This is a genomic window from Rhizobacter terrae (assembly GCF_003852895.1).
GTDB classification, from domain to species: Bacteria; Pseudomonadota; Gammaproteobacteria; order Burkholderiales; family Burkholderiaceae_C; genus Albitalea; species Albitalea terrae.
The window spans coordinates 207,156-224,696 of sequence record NZ_QUSW01000001.1 but is presented as its reverse complement, the minus strand read 5'-3'; the positions used below and the strand labels follow the sequence as shown (position 1 = coordinate 224,696).

Annotated in this window: 18 protein-coding genes; all 18 read left to right on the top strand. The window is 65.6% G+C overall.

Annotation, left to right across the window (positions count from 1 at the left end; genetic code table 11):
* The first annotated feature begins 47 nt into the window (after nucleotides 1-47).
* The 18 genes from DZC73_RS01025 (at nucleotide 48) to truA (ending at nucleotide 17,538) form a co-directional block, all read left to right on the top strand.
* Nucleotides 48-824: a GntR family transcriptional regulator gene (locus tag DZC73_RS01025; protein ID WP_124538342.1), complete on the top strand. Its 777-nt coding sequence runs from the start codon at nucleotides 48-50 to the stop codon at nucleotides 822-824.
* Nucleotides 825-914: 90 nt separating this feature from the next.
* The gene (gene sdhC / locus DZC73_RS01020) at nucleotides 915-1,340 is read left to right on the top strand and encodes a succinate dehydrogenase, cytochrome b556 subunit (protein ID WP_124538341.1); all 426 of its coding nucleotides are present in this window, start codon (nucleotides 915-917) and stop codon (nucleotides 1,338-1,340) included.
* Between the two features lie 8 nt (nucleotides 1,341-1,348).
* A complete protein-coding gene (sdhD, locus tag DZC73_RS01015) occupies nucleotides 1,349-1,747 on the top strand; it encodes a succinate dehydrogenase, hydrophobic membrane anchor protein (protein ID WP_124538340.1) in 399 nt (132 codons plus the stop codon).
* 65 nt (nucleotides 1,748-1,812) lie between these two features.
* Entirely contained in the window at nucleotides 1,813-3,540 is a 1,728-nt protein-coding gene (gene sdhA / locus DZC73_RS01010) for a succinate dehydrogenase flavoprotein subunit (protein WP_235835015.1), read from the top strand.
* 24 nt (nucleotides 3,541-3,564) lie between these two features.
* Nucleotides 3,565-4,269, top strand: coding sequence for a succinate dehydrogenase iron-sulfur subunit (locus tag DZC73_RS01005; RefSeq protein ID WP_124538338.1), 705 nt, complete (start codon nucleotides 3,565-3,567; stop codon nucleotides 4,267-4,269).
* 37 nt (nucleotides 4,270-4,306) lie between these two features.
* Nucleotides 4,307-4,573 (top strand): FAD assembly factor SdhE, encoded by a 267-nt coding sequence (locus tag DZC73_RS01000; RefSeq protein WP_124538337.1) that lies wholly within the window; start codon nucleotides 4,307-4,309, stop codon nucleotides 4,571-4,573.
* Between the two features lie 70 nt (nucleotides 4,574-4,643).
* Nucleotides 4,644-5,954, top strand: coding sequence for a citrate synthase (gltA, locus tag DZC73_RS00995; protein ID WP_124538336.1), 1,311 nt, complete (start codon nucleotides 4,644-4,646; stop codon nucleotides 5,952-5,954).
* A gap of 316 nt (nucleotides 5,955-6,270) precedes the next feature.
* Complete coding sequence (locus tag DZC73_RS00990; protein ID WP_124538335.1) at nucleotides 6,271-6,921, top strand: choice-of-anchor J family PEP-CTERM protein; 651 nt, start codon at nucleotides 6,271-6,273, stop codon at nucleotides 6,919-6,921.
* A 16-nt stretch (nucleotides 6,922-6,937) separates the two neighbouring features.
* Nucleotides 6,938-7,381 (top strand): post-PEP-CTERM-1 domain-containing protein, encoded by a 444-nt coding sequence (locus DZC73_RS00985; protein WP_124538334.1) that lies wholly within the window; start codon nucleotides 6,938-6,940, stop codon nucleotides 7,379-7,381.
* Entirely contained in the window at nucleotides 7,368-8,816 is a 1,449-nt protein-coding gene (locus DZC73_RS00980) for a PA domain-containing protein (protein ID WP_124538333.1), read from the top strand. The genes DZC73_RS00985 and DZC73_RS00980 overlap by 14 nt, the downstream gene beginning before the upstream one ends.
* A gap of 136 nt (nucleotides 8,817-8,952) precedes the next feature.
* A complete protein-coding gene (leuC, locus tag DZC73_RS00975; RefSeq protein WP_124538332.1) occupies nucleotides 8,953-10,362 on the top strand; it encodes a 3-isopropylmalate dehydratase large subunit in 1,410 nt (469 codons plus the stop codon).
* Between the two features lie 38 nt (nucleotides 10,363-10,400).
* Nucleotides 10,401-10,529 carry an entericidin A/B family lipoprotein gene (locus DZC73_RS00970; RefSeq protein ID WP_124538331.1) on the top strand — a complete coding sequence of 43 codons (129 nt, stop codon included), beginning with the start codon at nucleotides 10,401-10,403 and terminating at the stop codon, nucleotides 10,527-10,529.
* A gap of 3 nt (nucleotides 10,530-10,532) precedes the next feature.
* Nucleotides 10,533-11,177, top strand: coding sequence for a 3-isopropylmalate dehydratase small subunit (leuD, locus tag DZC73_RS00965; RefSeq protein ID WP_124538330.1), 645 nt, complete (start codon nucleotides 10,533-10,535; stop codon nucleotides 11,175-11,177).
* A 7-nt stretch (nucleotides 11,178-11,184) separates the two neighbouring features.
* Nucleotides 11,185-11,481, top strand: coding sequence for a hypothetical protein (locus tag DZC73_RS00960; protein WP_124538329.1), 297 nt, complete (start codon nucleotides 11,185-11,187; stop codon nucleotides 11,479-11,481).
* A complete protein-coding gene (gene leuB / locus DZC73_RS00955; RefSeq protein ID WP_124538328.1) occupies nucleotides 11,478-12,578 on the top strand; it encodes a 3-isopropylmalate dehydrogenase in 1,101 nt (366 codons plus the stop codon). The genes DZC73_RS00960 and leuB overlap by 4 nt, the downstream gene beginning before the upstream one ends.
* An 84-nt stretch (nucleotides 12,579-12,662) precedes the next feature.
* On the top strand, nucleotides 12,663-13,790 hold the full coding sequence (asd, locus tag DZC73_RS00950; RefSeq protein WP_124538327.1) for an aspartate-semialdehyde dehydrogenase: 1,128 nt from the start codon (nucleotides 12,663-12,665) through the stop codon (nucleotides 13,788-13,790).
* 251 nt (nucleotides 13,791-14,041) lie between these two features.
* Nucleotides 14,042-16,699: a FimV/HubP family polar landmark protein gene (locus DZC73_RS00945; RefSeq protein WP_235834942.1), complete on the top strand. Its 2,658-nt coding sequence runs from the start codon at nucleotides 14,042-14,044 to the stop codon at nucleotides 16,697-16,699.
* Nucleotides 16,700-16,755: 56 nt separating this feature from the next.
* Nucleotides 16,756-17,538, top strand: a complete 783-nt coding sequence (truA, locus tag DZC73_RS00940) for a tRNA pseudouridine(38-40) synthase TruA (protein ID WP_124538326.1) — start codon at nucleotides 16,756-16,758, stop codon at nucleotides 17,536-17,538.
* The last annotated feature ends 3 nt before the right edge of the window (nucleotides 17,539-17,541 follow it).

Genomic DNA, 17,541 nt, shown 5'->3' with positions numbered 1-17,541 from the left:
TCAACTTTGATACCATGGCAGGGTCTTTGTGTGCTGCAATCCCCTGCATGGCTGCATCCGTCCCACCGTCGAATTCCGGCTTGCCGTCGCGTGCGGCCGAGCTCGACGCGCCCGCGTTCAGCCCGCTGTACCAGCAGATCAAGACGCTGATCGTGCGCAGCCTGCAGGCCGGCGAATGGAAGCCCGGCGAGGCCATTCCGAGCGAGATCGATCTCGCCTCGCGATTCAAGGTCAGCCAGGGCACGGTGCGCAAGGCCATCGACGAACTGTCCACCGAGAACCTGCTCGTGCGCCGGCAAGGCAAGGGCACGTTCGTGGCCACGCATGCGGAACAGCACGTGCAGTACCGCTTCCTTCGGCTGGCGCCCGACGACGGCGAAGAAGGCGGTGCACAGCGCCGCCTCATCGACTGCAAGCGCATGCGCGCGCCGGCCGACGTGGCCAAGTCGCTCAACCTGAAATCCGGCGACACGGTGGTGCTGATCCGCCGCGTGCTGTCGTTCCGCGGATCACCGGTGGTGCTGGACGACATCTGGCTGCCCGGCCAGATGTTCAAGGGCCTCACGGCCGAGAAGCTCACCGAATACCGCGGCCCGATGTACCGCCTGTTCGAAACCGAATGGGGCATCCGCATGATCCGTGCGGAAGAAAAGATCCGTGCGGTCGCGGCCGACGAAGCCGCTGCCGAACTCCTCCAGCTCGCAGCCGGCACACCGCTGCTCAGCGTGGAGCGCCTGTCACTCACCTATGACGACAAGCCCGTCGAACTGCGGCGCGGCCTGTACAACACTTCATCGCATCACTACCGGAACGAGCTGAGCTGAGACTGACGTGGTGTCAATTGCGAACACCGCCGAGCGAAGCTGTTGCATTGCAATAAAATCTTCGGGTTTCATCCGATTACAAAGGCTGTCATGGCAGAGACAACGACAAGACAACGTCCTGGGACCATGCGTCTGACGGACGCCATCACGGGGTACAAATACCCCATTGCAGCGATCGTCTCGATCCTGCACCGCGGCAGCGGCATGCTGATGTTCTTCCTGCTGCCCTTCATCGTGTACCTGTTCGACGTCAGCCTCACGTCCGAGATCTCGTACATGACCTTCACGAGCGTGTTCACGGCCGGCATCGGTTTCCTGCCCGGCTGGTTCTTCAAGCTCGTGGCCCTGGCGCTCATCTGGTCGTACCTGCACCACTTCATCGCCGGCCTGCGCCACCTCTACATGGACGCGACGCACACCGTCAGCAAGGAGTTCGGCCGCCAGTCCTCCGTGTTCACCATCGGTGTCAGCGTGATCCTCACGATCGCGCTGGGTGCCAAGCTGTTCTTCTTCTGAGGCGCGACATGGCTGAAGCAAATTACGGTTCCAAGCGCGTCGTCGTCGGCGCCCACTACGGCCTGCGCGACTGGCTCGCGCAGCGCATCACCGGTGTGCTCATGGCGATCTTCACTGTCGTGCTGCTGGTGCAATACCTGCTGCCCGCCTACGTCAAGGACGCTGCCGGCAACCGCGTGGAAATCATCGGCTACGACAAGTGGGCCGGCATCTTCAACCCGCAGTGGATGCGCGTGCTCACGCTGACCATCATCGTCTCGCTGGCCTACCACGCCTGGGTCGGCATGCGCGACGTGTGGATGGACTATGTGAAGCCCGTCGGTGCACGCCTGCTGATGCAGGTGTTCACCATCGTGTGGCTGGTCGGCTGTGCCGGCTGGGCAATTCAAGTTTTGTGGAGACTGTGAACGTGGCCGCCTCGATTTCCAAACGCAAGTTCGACGTGGTCATCGTCGGAGCCGGCGGCTCCGGCATGCGCGCCTCGCTGCAGCTCGCCCGCGCCGGCCTGTCGGTGGCCGTGCTGTCCAAGGTCTTCCCGACCCGTTCGCACACCGTGGCCGCGCAAGGCGGCATCGGCGCCTCGCTGGGCAACATGAGCGAGGACAACTGGCACTACCACTTCTTCGACACCGTCAAGGGCTCTGACTGGCTCGGCGACCAGGACGCGATCGAGTTCATGTGCCGCGAAGCGCCCAAGGTCGTGTACGAGCTCGAGCACTTCGGCATGCCCTTCGACCGCAACCCGGACGGCACGATCTACCAGCGTCCGTTTGGCGGTCACACCGCCAACTACGGCGAGAAGCCTGTGCAGCGCGCCTGCGCCGCAGCCGACCGCACCGGCCACGCCATGCTGCACACGCTGTACCAGCAGAACGTCAAGGCCCGCACCCAGTTCTTCGTCGAGTGGATGGCGCTGGACCTCATCCGCGACGACAGCGGCGACGTGCTGGGCGTGACCGCGCTGGAAATGGAAACCGGCGAGGTGCACATCCTCGAAGGCAAGACCGTGCTGCTGGCCACCGGCGGGGCGGGGCGTATCTTCGCGGCGAGCACCAACGCCTTCATCAACACCGGTGACGGCCTGGGCATGGCCGCGCGCGCCGGCATCCCGCTGGAAGACATGGAGTTCTGGCAGTTCCACCCGACCGGCGTGGCCGGCGCGGGCGTGCTGCTGACCGAGGGCTGCCGTGGCGAAGGCGCCATCCTGCGCAACAGCAACGGTGAACGCTTCATGGAGCGCTACGCCCCGACGCTGAAGGACCTCGCACCGCGTGACTTCGTCTCGCGCTGCATGGACCAGGAGATCAAGGAAGGCCGTGGCTGTGGTCCGAACAAGGACTACGTGGTGCTCGACATGACCCACCTGGGCGCCGAGACCATCATGAAGCGCCTGCCCTCGGTGTTCGAGATCGGCCACAACTTCGCCAACGTCGACATCACCAAGGAGCCGATTCCCGTGGTGCCGACCATCCACTACCAGATGGGCGGCATCCCGACCAACATCCACGGCCAGGTGGTCGTGCCGACGGCGGACGGCCCGAACACGGTGGTCAACGGCCTGTACGCGGTGGGCGAGTGCGCCTGCGTGAGCGTGCACGGCGCGAACCGCCTGGGCACGAACTCGCTGCTGGACCTGCTGGTGTTCGGCCGCGCGGCCGGCAACCACATCGTCGATACGGCGCTGAAGACCAAGGCTCACAAGGAACTGCCCAAGGACGCTGCCGACTTCACGCTGGCACGCCTGGCCAAGCTCGATGGCAGCACCGGCGGCGAGTACGCGCAAGACGTCGCCAACGACATCCGCCAGAGCATGCAGGCCCACGCCAGCGTGTTCCGCACGCAGGCCAAGATGGACGAGGGCGTCCACCAGATCAAGGCCATCGCCGAGCGCGTGAAGAACATCCACCTCGCCGACAAGTCGAAGGTGTTCAACACCGCCCGCATCGAGGCGCTGGAAGTGGAGAACCTCATCGAAGTGGCGCTGGCCACGATGATCTCCGCTGCTGCCCGCCATGAAAGCCGCGGTGCCCACACCGTGGACGACTACGCTGACACGCCCGAGTTCCCGAACGGCCGCAATGACAAGGAGTGGATGAAGCACACCCTGTGGTACAGCGAAGGCAATCGCCTGGACTACAAGCCGGTGAACCTCAAGCCGCTCACGGTGGAGTCCATTCCGCCCAAGGTCCGCTCGTTCTAAATCGTTGGGACACGAAAGAATCTCATGACCAAGCGCGTATTCCAGATCTACCGCTACGACCCCGACACCGACGCCAAGCCGCGCATGCAGACCATCGAGGTCGAGCTCGACGGCTCCGAGCGCATGCTGCTTGATGCACTGATGAAGCTCAAGGCGGTCGATCCGACGCTCAGCTTCCGCCGCTCCTGCCGCGAAGGCGTGTGCGGCTCGGATGCGATGAACATCAACGGCAAGAACGGCCTGGCGTGCCTGACCAACATGCGCACGCTCAAGGACCCGATCGTGCTCAAGCCGCTGCCCGGCCTGCCGGTCATCCGCGACCTGATCGTGGACATGACGCAGTTCTTCAAGCAGTACAACTCCATCAAGCCCTACCTCGTCAACGACGACGCGCCGCCCGAGAAGGAGCGCCTGCAGTCGCCCGAGGAGCGCGAAGAGCTGAACGGCCTGTACGAGTGCATCCTGTGCGCGAGCTGCTCCACGAGCTGCCCGAGCTTCTGGTGGAACCCCGACAAGTTCGTCGGCCCCGCCGGTTTGCTGCAGGCCTACCGCTTCATCGCCGACAGCCGCGACCAGGCCACCGGCGACCGGCTGGACAACCTGGAAGACCCGTACCGGCTCTTCCGCTGCCACACCATCATGAACTGCGTCGACGTGTGCCCCAAGGGACTGAACCCCACCAAGGCCATCGGCAAGATCAAGGAGCTGATGGTCCGCCGCGCCGTCTGAGCGCCAAGACCCCATTCAGCTCACTGCAAGAGACGCCATGCACACTCGCATCGACGAACGGGCCCTGTCCAAGCTGCGCTGGCGCTGCCGGCGCGGCCTTTTGGAGAACGACCTGTTCATCGAGCGCTTCTTCGAGCGCCACGCCGACTCGCTCACGACCGAGCAGGCGGGCGGCGTCGAAGCCCTGATGGACCTGTCCGACAACGACCTGCTGGATCTCTTCCTCGCGCGCAAGGAGCCGGAAGGCGAACTCGCGCGCGACGAGGTCGTGCAGGTCCTGCAGTTGATGCGCGCACCGCAGTAGAGCTGACGAAGACCAGCCCTCCGAGACAAAAGCCCACTCTCTCCATTTCCCAGCACTTCAAGGAACGACCATGATCCCGTCCGATGTGAAAGCCACCCTAGCGTTCTCCGACGGCAGCCCGAGCATGGATTTGCCGATCTACAAAGGCTCCATCGGGCCGGACGTGATCGACATCCGCAAGCTTTACGCGCAGACCGGCAAGTTCACCTATGACCCGGGCTTTCTCTCGACGGCGGCGTGCCAGTCGAAGATCACCTACATCGACGGCGACAAGGGCGAGCTGCTGTACCGCGGCTACCCGATCGAACAGCTGGCCACGCAGTGCGACTTCCTGGAAACCTGCTACCTGCTGCTCAACGGCGAGCTGCCCAACGCCACGCAGAAGACCGAGTTCAACGGCCTGGTGACGCGCCACACGATGGTCAACGAGCAGATGCAGTTCTTCCTGCGCGGCTTCCGCCGTGACGCCCACCCGATGGCGGTGATGACCGGCCTGGTGGGCGCGCTGTCGGCCTTCTATCACGACAGCACCGACATCAACAACCCGCAGCACCGCGAGATCTCGGCCATCCGCCTGATCGCCAAGATGCCCACGCTGGTGGCCATGGCCTACAAGTACGGCATCGGCCAGCCGTACATCTATCCGAAGAACGACCTGTCGTACTCTGCGAACTTCATGCGCATGATGTTCGCCACGCCCTGCGAAGAGTACGTGCCCAACGACGTGCTCACGCGCGCCATCGACCGCATCTTCATCCTGCACGCCGACCACGAGCAGAACGCTTCCACCTCCACCGTGCGCCTGTGCGGCTCGTCGGGCACCAACCCGTTCGCGGCCATCGCTGCAGGCGTGGCCTGCCTGTGGGGCCCGGCCCACGGTGGCGCCAACGAGGCGGCGCTGAACATGCTCGAAGACGTCCAGAAGATGGGCGGCGTCGAGAAGATCGGCGAGTTCATCAAGCAGGTGAAGGACAAGAACTCCAACGTCAAGCTGATGGGCTTCGGCCACCGCGTGTACAAGAACTACGACCCGCGTGCCAAGCTGATGCGCGAGACCTGCCACGAGGTGCTGGGCGCCCTGGGCAAGACCAACGACCCGATCCTGAAGCTCGCGATGGAGCTGGAGAAGATTGCGCTGGAAGACGAATACTTCGTCGCCCGCAAGCTCTACCCGAACGTCGATTTCTACTCGGGCATCGTGCAGCGCGCCATCGGCATCCCGGTGTCGCTGTTCACCGCCATCTTCGCCCTCGCACGGACTGTGGGCTGGATCGCACAGCTCAACGAAATGATCGGCGACCCCGAGTACAAGATCGGCCGTCCGCGCCAGCTCTACAACGGTGCTTCCAAACGCGACGTGGTGGCGCTGGACAAGCGCTGATCGCACAAACTGCACCGCAGCAAAGCAAAGCCCCGCCGTCGAAAGACGGTGGGGCTTTTTCTTTGTGCCCGTCCCGGCCGATGGAACTCGGAGAAACACTCTTCGGGTTGCTACCGCCCATGAACGAGGGGGTTGCGACCAGGGAACTAGGAGCCTAGCCTGCAAGCTGCGCGTGAAAAAGTCACGTGCCAGGAGGGTCACCGGAACCGGCATTTCTACCAGAGGTGCCACGGCCGGTGAAGACGCCGGCCAAAAGCATGCTTCACCGAAAACGGCCTGCGCCTTGAGCCCAATCGTGGTTCATTCTGGAGTTTTCATGAAGATCGCAAAAATAAGCGCGGCCCTCGCATTGGCCGGGCTGGCCTCGACATCCCAAGCCGTCAACCTGCTGAGCGAAGGGTTCGACGACGTCTCCACCTTGTCGGGCAGCGGCTGGGTGCTGGCCAACGTCAGTTCCCCGTCGTCCGGTACCCCTTGGTTCCAAGGTGACAACACCACGGCGTTCTCGTCGCAATCGGGTGCCGCCAACTCGTACATCGCGTCGAACTACCTGGCCGCACCCCCGGGCGGGTTCATCGACAACTTCCTCATCACGCCGTACTTCTCGCTCGCGTCTGACGTGACCCTCACGTTCTATGCACGCGGCGACGGATCGGCCGGTGCGGGCTTCAGCGACACCTTCGCCGTGCTCGCCGGCTCGACCGCCCTGGGCGGCAGCGAAATGGTGACCGAGGTGCTCGCACCCACCGTGGCCACCGTGGACGGCTGGACGCAATACACCGTCACGCTGTCCGGCGTGGGCGGTGGCGGCGTCGGTCGCTTCGCCTTCGAGTACTTCGGCAGTGCCGACACCTCGAACTACATGGGCATCGACACCGTGGCGGTGGCCGTGCCCGAACCCGAGACCTATGCGCTGATGGCGCTGGGCCTGGCTGCACTGGCGCTGCGCCGCCGCAAGTCCGCCTGACACGAAAGGAATCATCATGGCTGAAATCAAGTTCCGGGCCGCTGGCCTGGCTGCTGTCATTTCCGCGCTCGTCGTGTCGGCACCGGTCTTCGCGGCCGATGCCGTGGGCATGCGCATCGTGCGCGATCCGGTGACCGGACAGCTTCGCGCCCCGACCGCCGAAGAAGCCCAGGCGATGGACGCTGCCGTGGCCAAGGCACGCGCCGACGCCACCGCAGCCGCTCCGAGCAGCAACCCCGACACGCGCGCCCCGGTGGAAATCCGCTCCACCAACGGCGTTCGCTATCGCGTCAACGACAGCTTCCTGTCGTACTCGGTCATCACCCGCAAGGCCGATGGATCGCTGGCCATGCAATGCGTGACCGGCAAGGAAACCGCAGAGAGGCTGGTCCTCGACCCGAAGGCCGCCGCCACTGCCGTCGCCCACTCCCACAAGGAGCACACCTATGAAGAAAAGTAAGTTCCTGGGCGCGCTGATCGGCGCGGCCTTCTCCGCCACCCTGGCGCTGTCGGCCATGCAGGCGCAGGCCGCGGCGACCATCGTCATCCTGAACATGAACGCCGCGGGCGAGGGCTTCAACGACCCGACGCCGGCAGCACCCGTTGGTGGAAATCCCGGCACGACGCTCGGCCAGCAGCGGCTCAACGCCTTCCAGGCCGCGGCCGACATCTGGGGCGCCACGCTGACCAGCAGCCAGACCATCACCATCCGCGCGAGCTTCGAGCCGCTGACCTGCACGGCCAGCAGTGCCGTGCTCGGTAGCGCAGGCGCATGGAACATCTGGCGCGACTTCGCTGGTGCGGGCAAGCCCAATACCTGGTATCCGCAGGCCCTGGCCAACAAGCTCTCGGGAACCAACCTGAGCGCCGGCGACCCGGTGGACGGCCAGGACATCCGCGCGCGCTTCAACTCGCGCCTGGGCCTGTTCGCCGACTGCCTGCCCGGTTCGCCGTTCTACCTCGGCCTGGACAACAACCACGGCCCGCTGATCGACCTGGTCTCCGTGCTGCTGCATGAGTTTGGCCACGGCCTGGGCTTCCAGACCTTCACCAGCGGCGCGACCGGTGCGCAGTTCGATGGCCGCCCGTCGATCTGGGATCACTACATCTACGACGACACGGCCAACATGCTGTGGGTGAACATGACCGACGCGCAGCGCGCGACGTCGTCCCTGAACACCGGCAAGCTGACCTGGAGCGGTGCCGGCGTGACGGCCAAGGTGCCTGAGGTGCTCAGCCTGGGAACCCCGGCGCTGACCATCAGCGGACCGGCAGCGGGCACTGCGGCTGGACCCTACAACATCGGCACGGCCTCCTTCGGCCCGCCGCTGTCGTCGCCTGGCGTGAGCGGCACGCTGATGCCGGTGGTGGACACGGGCACCTCGACCGGCCTGGCCTGTACCCCGCTGAGCGCGGCCAATGCGCTGGCGGTCAACGGCCGCATCGCGCTGGTCGACCGCGGCACCTGTACGTTCGCGGTCAAGGCCAAGAACGTGCAGAACGCCGGCGCCATCGGGGTGATCGTGGTCAACAACGCGGTGGGCAGCGCGCCTGGCCTGGGCGGTGCGGATCCGACGGTGACCATCCCGGCGATCAGCGTGTCGCTGGCGGACGGCAACCTGCTGAAGGCGGCCTTGTCCAAGCGCACCCGCACGTCCTCGGGCGTGACGGCACTGCTGGGCGTCAATGCCGGGCAGTACGCCGGTGCCGACACCGCCGGCCGGGCACGCCTGTTCGCGCCGAACCCGTTCCAGAGCGGTTCGTCGGTGTCGCACTTCGACACCATCGCCTTCCCGAACCTCATCATGGAACCGGCGATCAACGGCGACCTGCTGCATTCCGTGGTGCTGCCTACCGACCTGACCTTCGAACTGCTGAAGGACATCGGCTGGTAAGCCACACTTTCCCTTCATCGAGACAGGGGCGCGGAGAAATCCGCGCCCCTTTTTGCTGCGCCGCACCGTCAAGGCCGGCACAGCGCCTAAAATCGGCGGTTCACCGAAGTCAAGCGCAGACCGACTGCAAGAGACCATGGCCCGCACGCTCTACGACAAGATCTGGGACGAACACGTTGTTCACACCGAGGAAGACGGCACCGCCATCCTCTACATCGACCGTCATCTGCTGCACGAGGTGACCAGCCCCCAGGCCTTCGAAGGCCTGGACCTGGCCGGGCGCAAGGCCTGGCGCATATCCGCCAACCTGGCGGTGAGCGACCACAACGTGCCCACCACCGACCGCTCGCACGGCATCGCCGACCCGGTGTCCAAGCTGCAGGTGGACACGCTCGACGCGAACTGCGACCGCAACGGCATCACGCAGTTCAAGATGACCGACAAGCGCCAGGGCATCGTCCACGTGATCGGCCCCGAGCAGGGCGCGACGCTGCCGGGCATGACGGTGGTATGCGGTGACTCCCACACGTCTACCCACGGCGCCTTCGGTGCGCTGGCGCATGGCATCGGCACGAGCGAAGTCGAGCACGTGCTGGCGACGCAGACGCTCCTGGCCAAGAAGGCCAAGAACCTGCTGGTGAAGGTGGAAGGCACCCTCGCCAAAGGCTGCAGCGCCAAGGACATCGTGCTGGCCATCATCGGCCGCATCGGCACCGCCGGCGGCACGGGCTACACCATCGAATTCGCGGGCTCCGCCATCCGCGCGCTGAGCATGGAAGGCCGCATGACGGTGTGCAACATGGCCATCGAGGCTGGTGCGCGCGCCGGCTTGATCGGCGTGGACGAGACCACGCTGAAGTACGTGCAGGGCCGTCCGTTCTCGCCGCAGGGCCTGGAGCTTCAGCAGGCCATGGAGTACTGGCGCACGCTGCGTTCCGACGCTGACGCGCACTGGGACGCGGTGGTCGAGCTCGACGCCGCCACCATCCGCCCGCAGGTCACCTGGGGCACCTCGCCCGAGATGGTGCTGTCCATCGAAGACCGCGTGCCGGACCCCGACCGCGAGAAGGACCCGGCCAAGCGCGGCGCGATCGAGCGGGCGCTGACCTACATGAACCTGGAGCCGAACAAGCCGATCTCCGACATCCTGATCGACAAGGTGTTCATCGGCTCGTGCACCAACTCGCGCATCGAGGACATGCGCGAGGCAGCGGCCGTGGTGCGTCGCATCGGCGGCAAGGTGGCCTCCAACGTGAAGCTGGCGCTGGTGGTGCCGGGCTCGGGCCTGGTGAAGGAACAGGCCGAGCGCGAAGGCCTCGACCAGGTCTTCAAGGCGGCGGGCTTCGAGTGGCGCGAGCCGGGCTGCTCCATGTGCCTGGCCATGAATGCCGACCGGCTGGAGCCGGGCGAGCGCTGCGCCTCCACCTCCAACCGAAATTTCGAAGGCCGCCAGGGCGCCGGCGGCCGCACCCACCTCGTCAGCCCAGCCATGGCGGCCGCGGCGGCGATGGAAGGGCATTTCGTGGATGTGCGCCGCATCGCCTGACATCAACAAAGCTCGTTGGGATCTGGAAGGGGAATCGTATGAAGAATCTGCTCCTCATCATTGCCGCCATGTTCGTCCTCGCCGCCTGCAACACCATCGACGGCATCGGCAAGGACATCAAGAAGGCCGGTGAATCCATCGAAGACGCCGCCACCAAGAAGAAGTAAGCCATGCAGCCGTTTCGCATTCACAAGGGGCTCGTCGCCCCGATGGACCGTGACAACGTCGACACCGACGCGATCATCCCCAAGCAGTTCCTGAAGTCCATCAAGAAGTCGGGCTTCGGTCCGAACCTGTTCGACGAGTGGCGCTACCTCGACCCGGGCTACCCGGGGCAGGATCCGGCCTCGCGCAAACCCAACCCGGACTTCGTGCTCAACCAGCCGCGCTACCAGGGCGCCTCCGTGCTGGTCGCGCGCAAGAACTTCGGTTGCGGCTCCTCGCGCGAGCACGCGCCCTGGGCGCTGGAGCAGTACGGTTTCCGGGCGCTGATTGCGCCGAGCTACGCCGACATCTTCTTCAACAACTGCTTCAAGAACGGCCTGCTGCCCATCGTGCTGCCCGAGCATGTGGTGGGGCAGCTGTTCGATGAGCAGGCGGCCTTCATCGGCTACGAGCTGACCATCGACCTCGAGCGGCAGGTGGTGATCAAGCCCGACGGCACCGCGATTCCGTTCGACGTCCAGCCCTTCCGCAAATACTGCCTGCTCAATGGCTTCGACGACATCGGCCTCACGCTGCGCCATGCCGACAAGATCAAGGCCTTCGAGGCGGAGCGCCTGCTGAAGAAGCCGTGGCTCGCCCATACGATCTGAGCCCGCCGTGTACAGCCGCCTCTACGCGTTCCTCTTTCGCTACTGGTGGCTGACCTTTGTCCTGATGGGCGTGTGCTTCGTGCTGTTTGGCATGCTCACGCTGAACTTGCTCCACACGCTCGGGGCGAACCTCGAGTTCCTCGGCATGCACGGGGTGGATGCAGTGAACGAGGGCGGGTTGAGGCAGCTGGGCGGCCTGATCGTCTCAGGCTACCTGGCGGCGGTGTTCTATGTGTTGTTCAAGCTTTGCGAGAAGGTGCTGGTCGAGCGTCTCGCCGTGGTCAAAAAAGGAAGTGATTCGTGAAGATTGCAGTGCTGCCGGGCGACGGCATCGGAACCGAGATCGTGGCCGAGGCCGTGAAGGTGCTCAAGGTGCTGGACCTGTCCTTCGAGATGGAGCATGCCCTGGTGGGCGGTGCCGCCTACGAGGCCCACGGCCATCCGCTGCCTGAATCGACCCTGAAGCTGGCCAAGGATGCCGACGCCGTCCTGTTCGGCGCCGTGGGCGACTGGAAGTTCGACAAGCTCGAGCGCGCGCTGCGCCCGGAGCAGGCCATCCTGGGGCTGCGCAAGAACCTGCAGCTGTTCGCCAACTTCCGCCCGGCCATCTGCTACGAAGAGCTGACGCATGCCTCCAGCCTCAAGCCTGAGCTGGTGGCGGGGCTGGACATCCTCATCATCCGAGAGCTGACCGGCGACATCTACTTCGGCCAGCCACGCGGCCGCCGCCTCTCGCCCGACGGCGCCTTCGAAGGCCAGACCGAGGCCTTCGACACCATGCGCTACTCGCGTCCCGAGATCGAGCGCATCGCCCACGTCGCCTTCCAGGCCGCCCGCAAGCGCGGCAAGCGCGTCACGAGCGTGGACAAGGCCAACGTGCTGGAGACCTTCCAGTTCTGGAAGGACATCGTCACCGAGATCCACGCCCAGTACCCGGACGTGGAACTCGACCACATGTACGTCGACAACGCTGCCATGCAGCTGGTGAAGGCGCCCAAGAAGTTCGACGTGCTGGTCACGGGCAACATGTTCGGCGACATCCTCTCGGACGAGGCCGCCATGCTCACCGGTTCCATCGGCATGCTGCCCTCGGCGTCGCTGGATGCGAACAACAAGGGCCTGTACGAACCCAGCCACGGCAGCGCGCCGGACATTGCCGGCAAGGGAATTGCCAACCCTCTGGCTACAATACTGTCCGCTGCCATGATGCTCCGCTACTCCCTCGCCCAACCCGAAGCTGCCGACCGCATTGAGTCGGCCGTCAAGCACGTGCTTGCGTCGGGCTTGCGCACGGGCGACATCTGGTCCGAAGGCACCACGCGCGTCGGTACCCGCGAAATGGGTGACGCCGTCGTTGCCGCCATTTCGAAAACCATTACCAAAACCATTACCACGAGCTAGTAGCTCCGGTTCGTCTCGCCCCTACCTCTCCGGCGATTCGAGTCCGGAGAAGTGGAGAGGTTTTCAGCAACTAAGGGCATTGAGATGAGAGTCGTAGGATTGGTTGGTTGGCGCGGCATGGTCGGTTCCGTGCTGATGGATCGCATGCAGGCCGAAGGTGATTTCGGCCTGATCGAGCCGGTGTTCTTCAGCACCAGCGCGGTGGGCGGCAAGGCGCCGGCCTATGCGAAGAACGAGTCGACGCTGAAGGACGCGTTCGACATCGAGGCGCTCAAGCGCTGCGACATCGTCATCACCTGCCAGGGCGGCGACTACACCACCGAGGTCTTCCCCAAGCTGCGCGCAGCCGGCTGGACGGGCCACTGGATCGACGCGGCGTCCACGCTGCGCATGAAGGATGACGCGGTCATCATCCTCGATCCGGTCAACCTGCCGGTCATCAAGAACGCGCTCGCCAAGGGCGGCCGCAACTGGATCGGCGGCAACTGCACCGTGAGCTGCATGCTCATGGGCGTGGGCGCGCTGTACAAGGCGGGGCTCGTGGAGTGGATGAGCACGCAGACCTACCAGGCTGCATCCGGCGGCGGGGCGCAGCACATGCGCGAGCTGCTCACCCAGTTCGGCACGCTCCACGCCGAAGTGCGCGAGCTGCTGGCCGATCCCAAGAGCGCCATCCTCGAAATCGACCGCAAGCTGCTTGCCAAGCAGCAAGCACTCACTGAATCCGAAACTGCCAACTTCGGCGTGCCGCTGGGCGGCTCGCTCATCCCCTGGATCGACAAGGACCTGGGCAACGGCGTGAGCCGCGAAGAGTGGAAGGGCATGGCCGAGACCAACAAGATCCTCGGCCAGGGCGAAGGCTTCGGCACGGCGGCCACTCCCGTGGACGGCTTCTGCGTGCGCGTGGGTGCGATGCGCTGCCACAGCCAGGCCCTGACCTTCAAGCTCAAGAAGGACGTGCCGCTGGCGGACGTCGAGGCGATGATCGCCTCCGACAACCAGTGGGTGAAGGTGGTACCGAACAACCGGGAAGCCACCATCCGTGACCTCACGCCCGTGGTGGTGACCGGTACGCTGACGATCCCCGTGGGCCGCATCCGCAAGATGGCGATGGGGCCGGAGTACCTCGGTGCCTTCACCATCGGCGATCAACTGCTGTGGGGCGCGGCCGAACCGCTGCGCCGCATGCTGCGCATCCTGCTGGACGCGTGACATGACGGATACGGGCAACGTGGGATGGCCGGCGTTGCCCGTTCAGGTAAGCATTCGTGATTTGTAGGCATTCGGCCACGGAACTTCCGAAGGCAAGAATGTCAGTAATTGCATTAGCTTGTCACCGTATCTTCTTGATGTTATTGTGATTTCTGGTTTTCTCGCCGCCTTTGTCCGGGTTGGACGCCGGATCAGGCCGCGAATGTGGCAGTGCCAGAGGGCATTTGCATGATCGAGTGTTGGGAGACGCCTTGAAACGAAACTCGCTGTACACCGGGCGATTCGCCTTGACCGGGGTGGCTGCGGCTGCCCTGTGGATGACCGCTGTGCCCGATGTCTGGGCGCTGGGTCTGGGGCGCCTGGCGGTGCAGTCTGCGCTGGGCGAGTCCCTGCGCGCCGAAATCGACATCACGAGCATGACGCCGGAGGAGCAGGCGAACCTGCGCGTGCGCGTCGCGCCGCCGGAGTCGTACCGTGCGGCGGGTGTCGACTACAACGCAGTTCTTCCTGGTACCACCGTCACGCTGTCGCAGCGTGCCGATGGCCGTCCCTACCTGCGCCTCACCAGCGACCGTGCCGTCCAGGAGCCCTTCGTCGACGTGATCCTGGAGATCAACTGGTCGACCGGCCGCCTGGTCCGCGAATACACGCTGCTGTTCGATCCGCCGACCCGGCAGGCCCAGCAAGCCCCGGCGCCGACCACGGCGCCCGTGATCAGCCAACCGGCTCCGGCGCCCGCTCCGAGTGTCGCCACGACGCCGGCACCAGCGCCGCGAGGCGAGCGTCGCGCCTCCACGCCCAAGGCCTCCGCGCCCGCGTCCTCGACGGCTGGTGCGGAACCCGCCAGCAAGCCCGGTCCCTCCACCGGCGACGAATACCGCGTGCGTCCCGGCGACACGCTGGGCAAGATTGCCGGCCGCACCCAGCGCCAGGGTGTTTCTCTCGACCAGATGCTCGTGTCGCTGTACCGCGGCAACCAGCAGGCCTTCATCGACAACAACATGAACCGCCTGCGTTCGGGCGTCGTGTTGAACGTGCCCAGCGCCGAAGAGGCCAAGGCGGTGTCGCCCGGCGAGGCTCGCGAAGTCATCCATGCACAGAGCGCTGACTTCGGTGCGTATCGCCAGAAGCTTGCCGGCACCGTTGCCGAAGCCAAGGTCGAAGGCGCTTCACGCCAAGCAGGCGGCAAGGTCCAGACCAACGTCGAAGACCGCAAGGTCGCGGCCGCGCCCACGCCCGACAAGCTCACGCTGAGCAAGGGTGGCGTGAAGGCTTCGGCGCCTGAGGAAAAGCTCTCCAAGGAGCGCGAGAAGACGGCGGCGCAGTCGCGTGTGGCTGAACTCTCCAAGAACGTCGAGGAGCTGAAGAAGCTCTCCGGCGCGGCCTCCACGGCGCCGGCCAAGACGCCGGCCGTGCCCGCCACGCCGGCTCCGGCCCCCACCACCACGGCCGCCGCACCCGCGCCCAAGCCGGTGGTCGCCGTGCCTGCACCTCCGCCGCCTGCTCCGGCACCGGTGGCAGCACCCAAGCCTGCTTCCGTGGCGGCGCCGACGCCGGCGCCTGCTCCCGTGGTTGCTCCGGCACCCGCGCCGGCTCCGGTCGTGGCGGCTGCCCCCGTTCCGGCCAGCGCGCCGGCCATGGCCGCCAGCCAGCCTGAGGCGGCCGCTTCTCCAGTGGTTGCTGCGCCCAAGCCTGCGGCCAAGCCGCCGGTTCGTCCGCCTGCACCGCCGGTTGAGGAGCCCAGCGTACTCGGCACGATGGTCGACGAGAACCCTTGGGCGCTCGGCCTTGGCGCTGCCGTCGTCGCGCTGCTTGCGGCCTTCGGCATCTATCGCTTCACGCGCCGCTCCAAGAAGGACAGCGGCGAGACGTCCTTCCTCGAAAGCCGCCTGCAGCCGGACTCGTTCTTCGGCGCCAGCGGCGGCCAGCGCATCGACACGCGTGATGCAGGTGGCGCTTCCTCGTCCATGAGCTACTCGCTGAGCCAGCTCGACGCCATCGGCGACGTGGACCCGGTGGCCGAGGCCGACGTGTACCTCGCCTACGGCCGCGACCTGCAGGCCGAGGAAATCCTCAAGGAGGCCATGCGCAGCAACCCCGAGCGCCTGGCCATCCGCACCAAGCTGCTCGAAGTCTATGCCAAGCGCCGCGACACCAAGGGCTTCGAGCTCCTGGCCACGCAGCTGTTCGCGCTGACGCAGGGCCAGGGCGAAGACTGGGCCAAGGCCCAGGAGCTTGGTCAGCAGATCGATCCCGAGAACGCGCTCTACCAGCCGGGTGGTGCCCCCGTGACGCCGGCAGGCGCCGACGGCGCGCCGGTGACCGAGCCGCTGGGCGCGAGCACCATGCCGCAGTCGGTGCTGCCCACGCCCTCGCAGTTCGAGGCCGCCAATGCCGAGCTGCAGAACGCACGCGAGGCCCGCGAGGTCCGCGACGCGGTAGACAGCGGCATGCTCGATCTCGACCTGGATCTGGACACACCGGTCGAGCCCATGAGCGCTCCGGCGCCTCTGACGGCCACGCAGCCCATGCAGCGTCCCACGCAGCAAGCCGACAACGCAATGGACTTCGGTTCGTTGCCTGACCTGCCGGCCACGCCTCCCGCGCCCGCGCAGGGCACGTCGAGCGACTTCGCGATGGACTTTGACCTGTCGTCCATCTCGCTGGATCTCAATGCTGGTGGCGGTGCCGCCCAGGCTGGTGGTGCAGCAGCTGACGACCTGTCCAACATCGACTTCGGTGCCGATGACGATGGTGGCGACCCGCTCGCCCGCAAGCTGGAGCTGGCCGAGGAATTCCGCCAGATCGGTGACATGGAAGGCGCGCGCGACCTGCTGCAGGAAGTCGTTGCCAAGGCCAGCGGCGCGCTCAAGAGCAAGGCTGAGGGCATGCTCAAGGACCTGGCCTGAGGCCGGGTTCTCATCGCGCCCAGCCTCTGTCGCTCAGTTCTTTTGGAGTTGGGTGAATGAGGCTGGCCCTTGGCGTCAGCTATCGAGGACAGTCCTACTTCGGCTGGCAGAGCCAGCCGGATGGCAACACCGTCCAGGACAAGCTCGAAGCGGCCCTTTCCAGCTTCGCCGATCGCCCCGTCACCACCCTTTGCGCCGGCCGCACTGACTCCGGCGTGCATGCGCTGAACCAGGTCGTCCACATCGACGTGGAGGTGCAGCGCGAATCATTCTCCTGGGTGCGGGGCACCAACCGTTTCCTGCCGCCCGACATTGCCGTCCAGTGGTGCGTGCCGGTCGCCGACGACTTCCATGCCCGCAATAGCGCCCGGGGGCGGCGTTATGCCTACCTGGTGCTGGAATCGCCCGTGCGGCCGGCCATCGAGGCAGGTTCAGCCGGCTGGAGCTTTCGGCCGCTGAATCACGAAGCGATGCGCGAAGCCGCTGGCGTGCTCATCGGCGAGCACGACTTCAGCGCCTTCCGTTCTTCCGAATGCCAAGCTGCCTCTCCCGTGAAGGTGCTGAGAACCATCGCCATCGAGCGTCGCGGCGCCTACTGGCGTTTCGACTTCGAAGCCAGTGCGTTCCTGCATCACATGGTGCGCAACATCATGGGTTGCCTCATCGCCGTCGGCAACGGAACGCGTGATGTGCCTTGGCTGGAAGCCGTCCTGGAAGCGCGTGACCGCAGCCGCGCGGCGCCTACCTTCGCCCCCGACGGGCTGTACTTCCTGGGGCCGCATTACGATGCACGTCATGCGATTCCCGAACGCACACCCGCCATGGACTGGCTGCCCTGAGCA

Excerpts from the sequence above, each read along its gene's own strand:
- asd (WP_124538327.1), top strand. The coding sequence starts at position 12,663 with ATGAGAGTCGTAGGATTGGTTGGTTGGCGCGGCATGGTCGGTTCCGTG.
- truA (WP_124538326.1), top strand. The coding sequence starts at position 16,756 with ATGAGGCTGGCCCTTGGCGTCAGCTATCGAGGACAGTCCTACTTCGGC.
- sdhD (WP_124538340.1), top strand. The coding sequence starts at position 1,349 with ATGGCTGAAGCAAATTACGGTTCCAAGCGCGTCGTCGTCGGCGCCCAC.
- gltA (WP_124538336.1), top strand. The coding sequence starts at position 4,644 with ATGATCCCGTCCGATGTGAAAGCCACCCTAGCGTTCTCCGACGGCAGC.
- DZC73_RS00970 (WP_124538331.1), top strand. The coding sequence starts at position 10,401 with ATGAAGAATCTGCTCCTCATCATTGCCGCCATGTTCGTCCTCGCCGCC.
- sdhA (WP_235835015.1), top strand. The coding sequence starts at position 1,813 with ATGCGCGCCTCGCTGCAGCTCGCCCGCGCCGGCCTGTCGGTGGCCGTG.
- sdhC (WP_124538341.1), top strand. The coding sequence starts at position 915 with ATGGCAGAGACAACGACAAGACAACGTCCTGGGACCATGCGTCTGACG.
- DZC73_RS00980 (WP_124538333.1), top strand. The coding sequence starts at position 7,368 with ATGAAGAAAAGTAAGTTCCTGGGCGCGCTGATCGGCGCGGCCTTCTCC.
- DZC73_RS01005 (WP_124538338.1), top strand. The coding sequence starts at position 3,565 with ATGACCAAGCGCGTATTCCAGATCTACCGCTACGACCCCGACACCGAC.
- DZC73_RS00985 (WP_124538334.1), top strand. The coding sequence starts at position 6,938 with ATGGCTGAAATCAAGTTCCGGGCCGCTGGCCTGGCTGCTGTCATTTCC.
- DZC73_RS01025 (WP_124538342.1), top strand. The coding sequence starts at position 48 with ATGGCTGCATCCGTCCCACCGTCGAATTCCGGCTTGCCGTCGCGTGCG.
- DZC73_RS00990 (WP_124538335.1), top strand. The coding sequence starts at position 6,271 with ATGAAGATCGCAAAAATAAGCGCGGCCCTCGCATTGGCCGGGCTGGCC.
- leuC (WP_124538332.1), top strand. The coding sequence starts at position 8,953 with ATGGCCCGCACGCTCTACGACAAGATCTGGGACGAACACGTTGTTCAC.
- leuD (WP_124538330.1), top strand. The coding sequence starts at position 10,533 with ATGCAGCCGTTTCGCATTCACAAGGGGCTCGTCGCCCCGATGGACCGT.
- DZC73_RS01000 (WP_124538337.1), top strand. The coding sequence starts at position 4,307 with ATGCACACTCGCATCGACGAACGGGCCCTGTCCAAGCTGCGCTGGCGC.